This is a genomic window from Brachybacterium sp. Marseille-Q7125, assembly GCF_023062615.1.
In the GTDB taxonomy this organism is placed as follows: Bacteria; Actinomycetota; Actinomycetes; order Actinomycetales; family Dermabacteraceae; genus Brachybacterium.
Genome location: NZ_JALLAL010000082.1, coordinates 1 through 6,365, shown reverse-complemented (window position 1 = coordinate 6,365; position 6,365 = coordinate 1). Strand labels below are relative to the sequence as shown.

Annotated in this window: 7 protein-coding genes; 2 read left to right on the top strand and 5 right to left on the bottom strand. The window is 70.8% G+C overall.

Translation table 11 applies throughout. From position 1 onward, the window contains the following. The first annotated feature begins 276 nt into the window (after positions 1–276). Entirely contained in the window at positions 277–1,446 is a 1,170-nt protein-coding gene (locus MU407_RS13355) for a thermonuclease family protein (protein ID WP_246958216.1), read from the top strand. 20 nt (positions 1,447–1,466) lie between these two features. Here the strand turns inward: MU407_RS13355 and MU407_RS13350 are convergent, their stop codons facing one another. Both MU407_RS13350 and MU407_RS13345 read right to left on the bottom strand, forming a co-directional pair. Beyond that, the gene (locus MU407_RS13350; RefSeq protein WP_246958214.1) at positions 1,467–1,649 is read right to left on the bottom strand and encodes a response regulator transcription factor; all 183 of its coding nucleotides are present in this window, start codon (positions 1,647–1,649) and stop codon (positions 1,467–1,469) included. Further along, entirely contained in the window at positions 1,646–1,876 is a 231-nt protein-coding gene (locus MU407_RS13345) for a hypothetical protein (RefSeq protein WP_246958211.1), read from the bottom strand. Before MU407_RS13345 ends, MU407_RS13350 begins: the two co-directional genes overlap by 4 nt. Before the next feature lie 71 nt (positions 1,877–1,947). Between MU407_RS13345 and MU407_RS13340 the strand changes: the two genes are divergently transcribed. Further along, positions 1,948–2,868, top strand: coding sequence for a class II glutamine amidotransferase (locus tag MU407_RS13340; RefSeq protein ID WP_246958209.1), 921 nt, complete (start codon positions 1,948–1,950; stop codon positions 2,866–2,868). Positions 2,869–2,919: 51 nt separating this feature from the next. Here the strand turns inward: MU407_RS13340 and MU407_RS13335 are convergent, their stop codons facing one another. Genes MU407_RS13335 through MU407_RS13325 form a run of 3 tightly spaced genes read right to left on the bottom strand, consistent with a single transcriptional unit; the run spans position 2,920 to position 6,022 of the window. Beyond that, complete coding sequence (locus MU407_RS13335) at positions 2,920–4,116, bottom strand: ABC transporter permease (protein WP_246958207.1); 1,197 nt, start codon at positions 4,114–4,116, stop codon at positions 2,920–2,922. Then, positions 4,113–4,880: an ABC transporter ATP-binding protein gene (locus MU407_RS13330; RefSeq protein WP_233191000.1), complete on the bottom strand. Its 768-nt coding sequence runs from the start codon at positions 4,878–4,880 to the stop codon at positions 4,113–4,115. The genes MU407_RS13335 and MU407_RS13330 overlap by 4 nt, the downstream gene beginning before the upstream one ends. A gap of 47 nt (positions 4,881–4,927) precedes the next feature. Beyond that, positions 4,928–6,022 carry an efflux RND transporter periplasmic adaptor subunit gene (locus tag MU407_RS13325; protein WP_246958205.1) on the bottom strand — a complete coding sequence of 365 codons (1,095 nt, stop codon included), beginning with the start codon at positions 6,020–6,022 and terminating at the stop codon, positions 4,928–4,930. Between the last annotated feature and the right edge of the window lie 343 nt (positions 6,023–6,365).

Below are 6,365 nucleotides of genomic sequence, written 5' to 3'. Positions count from 1 at the left end.
AAGAGGGGGGGAGAGGAAGAGAGCGGTTGATAGATGAGAAGGTAGAGGGACGAGGGGCAGGCGTTGTGTTTTTTTTTTTTTCAAAGCAGAGGCCGGCATCCGAGCCCTTGCCTGGCCTGGGGGGCTGGGAGTTGTGTAAAAGACCCCGCCCCCGCCCCGCCCCGCCGCGCACCGATGTGAGGTCCGCGGTACCGGGTCCTTTTCCCGCCGCACGTCGGACCTATGCCCGATGATGGTGCCGGCGGCGGAAGGAGTCTGCCGGAAAGGTGGCAGGCGATGAGCGCGGTGGGCACCCCGAAACGACGGATCGTGCAGGTCCTGGGGACTGTGGCAGCCCTCGTGATCGGCGTGAACGCGGTCCATGCCGCGTTCGGCAAGGACGACGGCGTCGGCGAGGTGGTCCGGGTCATCGACGGCGACACGATCGTCGCGCTCGTGGCGGGGGAGAAGACCACGATCCGGCTGCTGAACATCGACACCCCGGAGACCAAGCATCCCGGCCAGCCAGTGCAGTGCCTCGGTCCGGAAGCCACCGCGTTTCTCACCGACCGATTGCCCGAGGGCACCAAGATCCAACTGGAATACGACCAGGAGCGCGAGGACCCTTACGGCCGCACTCTCGCCGGGGTCTTCGAATCCGATTCCCTGATCAATGCGGAGATCGCCGCAGCGGGCCTGGGGGTCCCCGTGGTGTTCAAACCCAACGATCGTTTCCTGTCGGAGGTGCGCAGCGCCGCGGCGGACGCCCAGGAGCAGGGACTCGGCCTGTTCGGCACCGAGACGGACTGCACGATCCCCGCCCAGCTGCAGACCCTCGCATCTGCGGCCGAGCAGCTGCCGGCGACGGTCGAGGGCGACCCGACGGACGCGATCGCGGAGGCCGCCACGGCGGTCGAGGACCTCGAGGTGTTCATCGACGCGATCGACCCCGACGGACTGCGGGGCCTGCACAATGCGGTGCTGGCTGCACCGCTGGTGAAGGACACCGTTCACCGCTGGCGTCAGGATGCCAAGGACGTGCACGAGCGCGCCGACAAGCGCCACGAGGAGTTGGAGGAGCAGGGGCGCGCGTACGCCGAAGAGCAGGAGCGGAAGAAGAAGGAGCGCGAGGAGCGGGAGCGGCGCGAGCGCGAGGAACGCGAAGAGCGCGAGCGCAAGGAACGCGAAGAGCGCGAGGAACGCGAGCGGCAGGAGGAGCGCGAGCGTGCCGCCCGATCGACCCCCGCCCCCGCGCCGCAGCAGCCCGCGCCGCAGCAGCCCCAGCCGGCCCCGCAGCAGCAGAAACCTGTCCCGGCGCCCCAGCCTGCGCCCCAGAAGCAGTCCTCGGGTTCGGGCGGCTCGAGCTGCGTCCCCTACGGACCGGAGATTCCCCACGCCGATGATGGCGGGTACACCGGGAAGCGCTACGGCATGCCAGGCGGCAAGACGTTCCGCAAGTGCCGCTGACCTCGCGGCGCCGCGGCCCCTCATCCCCCCAGCTCGAGCACCCGGATCGCGAGCTGCACGCGGTTGGTGACGTCGAGCTTGTGGTACATCCGCCCCAGGTGCGTCTTCACGGTCGCGACGGACATGTACAGCTGCTCGCCGATCTCCTGGTTCGTCAGGCCCTGGGCGGCCATCCGCGCGACCTCCCATTCCCGCTCCGTCACGCCACCGGGCACGGCCCCGCCGCCTGTCCCCGCAGCCCCACTGCTCCCCGCAGCCCCGCCGGGCCGGCAGTCCCGTCCGCGGCGAGCCGCACGAGGCGCCCCAGCGCACCGGGGGAGAAGCGGGCCTTGTCGCGCGCCCCGCGCACCTGATGCCCCTCAGCGCGCAGCGTCTCCTCCACCAGGGCGTGCACCTCGGGGGAGTCCTCGATCAGCAGGATCTGCGCCATCACGCCATCCTCGCGCCCCGGTGGCGAGCTTCACTGCGCCGATTCAGGCCGCGTCCTACAGTGGTCGGGTCATGTGCCGACTTTTCGCTCTCCACGCCGATGCCCCCGTCACCGCCGAGTTCTGGCTGCTCGATGCGCCATACTCCCTGGTCAACCAGTCGCGCTTCAATGCCGACGGCACCGGGATCGGCTGGCTGGACGAGAGCGGCGAGGCGCGGGTGGCCAAGCGCCCCGTGGCCGCCTACGACTCTGAGCGCTTCCACACCGTCGCCACGCGCCTGCACACCCGCGCAATGATCGGCCACGTGCGGCTGTCCTCCGGCACCGTCCACACCGACGAGAACACCCACCCCTTCCTGCAGGACGGCATCATCACCGCCCATAACGGTGTGCTCGAGGTGACCGATGAGCTGCGCGAGCGAGTGCGGGAGCTGGGCGCCGCCCATCACGTCCACGGCACCACCGACAGCGAGTGGATGTCCGCGCTGGTCACCGGGGAGGTGGGGCGGCACGACGGGGATCTGCGCGCCGGCGTCGAGGCGGCGCTGCAGTGGATCGGCAACCACTGCCCCGTGTACTCGGTGAACCTGCTGGCCATGAAGGACGGTGAGCTGGTGGCGGTGCGCCTGCCGGCCACGAACGAGCTGTGGGTCCTGGAGCGCACCGCCACCGCCGAGAATCCCCGCGAGGCGCTCGAGCAGTCCTCCCAGACCCTGCGCGCGCACAGCGATGACCTCACCGATGTGCGCAGCATCGTCATCGCCTCGGAGCCGATGGACGATGACCCGGCGTGGCGACTCATGGACTCCGGGGAGCTGCTGCACATCAGCGCCGACGGCGACGTGAGCTCCGAGCGGCCCTTCGGCGCGCTCGCCCATCCGCTGCAGATCGAGGACCTGGGGCTCTCCGCCGCAGCCTCGCAGGCGCATGCCGCGCAGGGCCGGGCGCAGGCCGAGCGGCGGCGCCGCCTGGCCGCCGAGCGCGCGGCCTGAGGGCGCGGGGACCGCGGGGCCCCCGGGGCTGACCCGAGAACCCCGCCGGCCTCAGCTGCGGATCGCGTCGATCACCTTGATGCGCGTGGCGATCAGGGCGGGCAGCGCCCCCGCGAGCACACCCACTGCCGTCGCTGCGGCAAGCCCCATGAGCACCGCCTCGACGGGGAACGGCGGAATCTCCACCAGCCCGTTCCCGCGCAGGAAGTCCGTGACCCACGGCGATTTCATGAGCGCCACCGCGGCGGTGACACCGACGGCGCCGGCGATGACCGTGGCGACCACTGACTCCATGAGCACCCCCACGAAGATCCGCCCACCGGTTGCGCCGTAGGAGCGTCGGATCCCGATCTCCCGCACCCGGTATCGCACCGTCACCAGCGAGATGTTCACGAGCCCCAGGGCGCCGAGCACCAGGATCACCAGTGCCACCGCGGTCACGCCGGCCTTCACTGCGCCGAGCCCCTGGTCCTCCTCGCTGATGGAGGATTCGGAGACGTCGAAGGAGCCCGCCGGGGTGCTTTGCAGCCGCGAGGCCAGCAGGTCCCGGATCTCCGAGCTCTGCTCCGCGGGCACCCACACCCGGAAATCGCTGACCATCGGCGCCTCGTCCCGGCCCGGCAGGGAGCCCATCGCTCCCGCTGGGATGTACGCCTGCAGCCAGTCGCCCTCGGACGACTCCACCACGCCCACCACGATCATCTGCGCAGAGTCCTCCGCGCCCCGCGGCCCGTACACGGTGACCGGCTCGGTGCCCAGCTCCGGGCGACCCAGCACCTCGTACAGCGCTTCATTCACCACCAGGGCGGGGGCCAGGCGCTGCTGATCGGAGTCGGCCAGCCAGCGGCCCTGCTGCATCTGCACCCGGAACATGGCCCCGTAGGCCGGGTCCACGCCCATCGCCTCGGTGTAGCGCACCCCGCTCGGGGTCTGGATGCGCAGCTGGTCGTTGACGACGCGGGTGCGCTGGGTGATGCCCATCTGCTCGAGTTCCTGGAGCACCACCTCATCGGCGGGAGGTGCGCCCTCGGACCCCTCTCCCATCGAGAAGATCTGCAAGGTGGCGTGCCGGCCGGTCCACTGCTCCTGGGACTGCTGCAGCGCCCCGGAGAGCATCGACCCGCCGCCCATCACGAGCGTCAGCGCGAACACCGAGAACGCCACGCCGATCAGGGACAGCAGGATCCGGCCCTTGTTGACGCGCAGCTCCCCGTAGGCCTCCACGATGGAGGCGATCAGCCCGGTCATGCCACCGCCTCCCGTCCGGCGCGGATGCCGACGGTCCCGGCCAGCGCATCGCGCGCATCGGCCGAGGCGACATCATGCAAAGTGCCCTCATCCAGCAGGAAGGAGCGCTGCGACATCGCCGCGACCTGCAGGTCATGGGTGATGGTCACGAGCGCTGCATCACAGTCGCGGGCGATCTCATCCAGCAGCCCCATCACCGCCTCCCCGGTGGTGACATCGAGCGCGCCGGTGGGTTCATCGGCGAGGATCAGCCGCGGGGAGCGCACCAGGGCGCGGGCCACCGCCACGCGCTGCTGCTCACCGCCGGAGAGCTTCGCGGGCATCTGCTGGGCGCGGCCGGCGAGCCCCACTCGTTCCAGCATCTCCATCGCGAGTCTCTCGCGACGCCAGAACTTCCCGGCCGATGCGTACATCAGCGGCATCATCACGTTCTCGAGCGCGGTGCGGCCATCGAGCAGGTTGAACTGCTGGAACACGAAGCCGATGGAGGCGCCGCGCAGCCGGGCCCGCCGCCGCTCGGGCAGACGCGAGACGTCCATGCCGTCGAACAGCAGCTCTCCGCCGGTCTGCCGGTCGATCAGACCCAGCAGGTTCAGCAGCGTCGTCTTGCCGGAGCCGGAGCGGCCCACGATCGCGACGTTCTCGCCGCGGTGCACGGTCAGGTCCACGCCGCGCAGAATGTGCAGGTCCTCGCCATCGGGCAGGCGCACTGAGCGGCGCAGATCGCGCAGCTCGAGCAGGGGCGGGTGGGGCGCAGCGGGCACCGGGGGAGCATCGGCCCCCTGGGGCGCGGGATCTGTGTGGGGCGCGCTCACCACATGCCGCCCATCGGGTCCTCGGGCGAGTCCACGCCGGGGGCGAACTCGAGGATCTCCTGCCCCTCCTCGAGGCCCTCGGTGATCTCGACCATCCCGTCGTCGCGCTTGCCCAGGGTGACATCCACGGGCGCGGGCGCGCCAGTGGCGTCATCGAGGACGAACACCTGCCCGCTGGTGCCCTCCCCGACGACGGCCGTGGCGGGCGCCAGCAGCACATCATGCGCCGAGCCGAGGTTCACGATCATCGGCACCGTGAGCGCCGGGACCACCTTCGCGTCCTGCGGCACCGGGCACACGATCTGCGCGGCCGAGACGTCCGAGCCGGAGTCCACGGGCATCCCGTCGGGTCCGTAGAGCTCCTCCTCGCTCGGGGACTCGGTGGCCTTATCGGGGTCCACCTCGGTGTCCTCGGCGATGCTTGGGTCCTTGCAGGTCAGCGGCTCATCGGAGCCGGGCAGGGTGAGGGTGGCCTTGAGCTTGATGTCCAGCAGGGACAGCTGCTGCTCGGGGGTGAGGGAGGCGACGGCCGAGTACGTGCCGGGCGAGATGCTGCCCAGCCCATCGCCCTGCCCGATGCTGTCCCACTCCTCGACCTCGAGGCCGCGCACGGTGCCATCGGCCGGGGCGTAGAGATTGATGTAGCGGTACTGCGGGGCGGGGGCCGCAGGCTCCTGGGCGGGTGCGGCGTCGGCGCCGTCCGCGGCCTCGGGATCGGTGGGGTCCGCGGGCTCGGCAGGCTCCGGGAGCGAGGCGCCCTCCTCCACGCGCACCTGCAGGATCCGATCGCCCTTGGCGACCTTCGTCCCATTCGGCGCCCAGATCTTCGTGACGTCCCCGCTGGCGTTCGCCTTCAGGGCGGTGCCGGGATCCGGGGTGATCACCGCATCCAGCTCGAGGGAGGAGCTCACGTCACCGCGCTGCACCGGCACCGTCGCGTACGCGTCCACGCTCGCCTCGGGGAACACAGGGTCCTCTTGCGTGCCCGACGCCGTACTGGGGAAGAACGCGATCTTCACCAGCGCCAGGGCGATCACGGCCAGGATCACCATCCAGACCAGGGGGAAGACGTAACGCCGCAGGGTCTCCATCGAGTGCCTTTCACAGGGTCGGCGCGCGGCCGACGGGGATTTGCTGGGCATATCCTGAACGATCGATGGTCGCTGCGGCGTCCGTCCTTAGGATGATTCTTCCCGGAGCTGGCCCGGAACGGGCCCGGGGAGAACCCGGAGGAGGGCGTGCGGGGTGCGGGGCCGGGCTGGAGCGGCGGGGGACCCGCGGCCCCACATAGGCGCCCCGCGCCACCGGGCGCGTCCGGGGGATGAGCGCGTTCAGGCAGCGGCTAATCGGGCGCGGACGCGCGTACGCGGACGGCGCTGGCTCGGTGTACTTCGGCGTCGGCTCTTCCCCCGATTAGGGGGCGCTGACCCGCCA

What these genes read in the sequence shown, in the direction of transcription:
- MU407_RS13355 (WP_246958216.1), top strand. Translation starts at nt 277, where the DNA reads ATGAGCGCGGTGGGCACCCCGAAACGACGGATCGTGCAGGTCCTGGGG.
- MU407_RS13345 (WP_246958211.1), bottom strand. Translation starts at nt 1,876, where the DNA reads ATGGCGCAGATCCTGCTGATCGAGGACTCCCCCGAGGTGCACGCCCTG.
- MU407_RS13340 (WP_246958209.1), top strand. Translation starts at nt 1,948, where the DNA reads ATGTGCCGACTTTTCGCTCTCCACGCCGATGCCCCCGTCACCGCCGAG.
- MU407_RS13335 (WP_246958207.1), bottom strand. Translation starts at nt 4,116, where the DNA reads ATGACCGGGCTGATCGCCTCCATCGTGGAGGCCTACGGGGAGCTGCGC.
- MU407_RS13325 (WP_246958205.1), bottom strand. Translation starts at nt 6,022, where the DNA reads ATGGAGACCCTGCGGCGTTACGTCTTCCCCCTGGTCTGGATGGTGATC.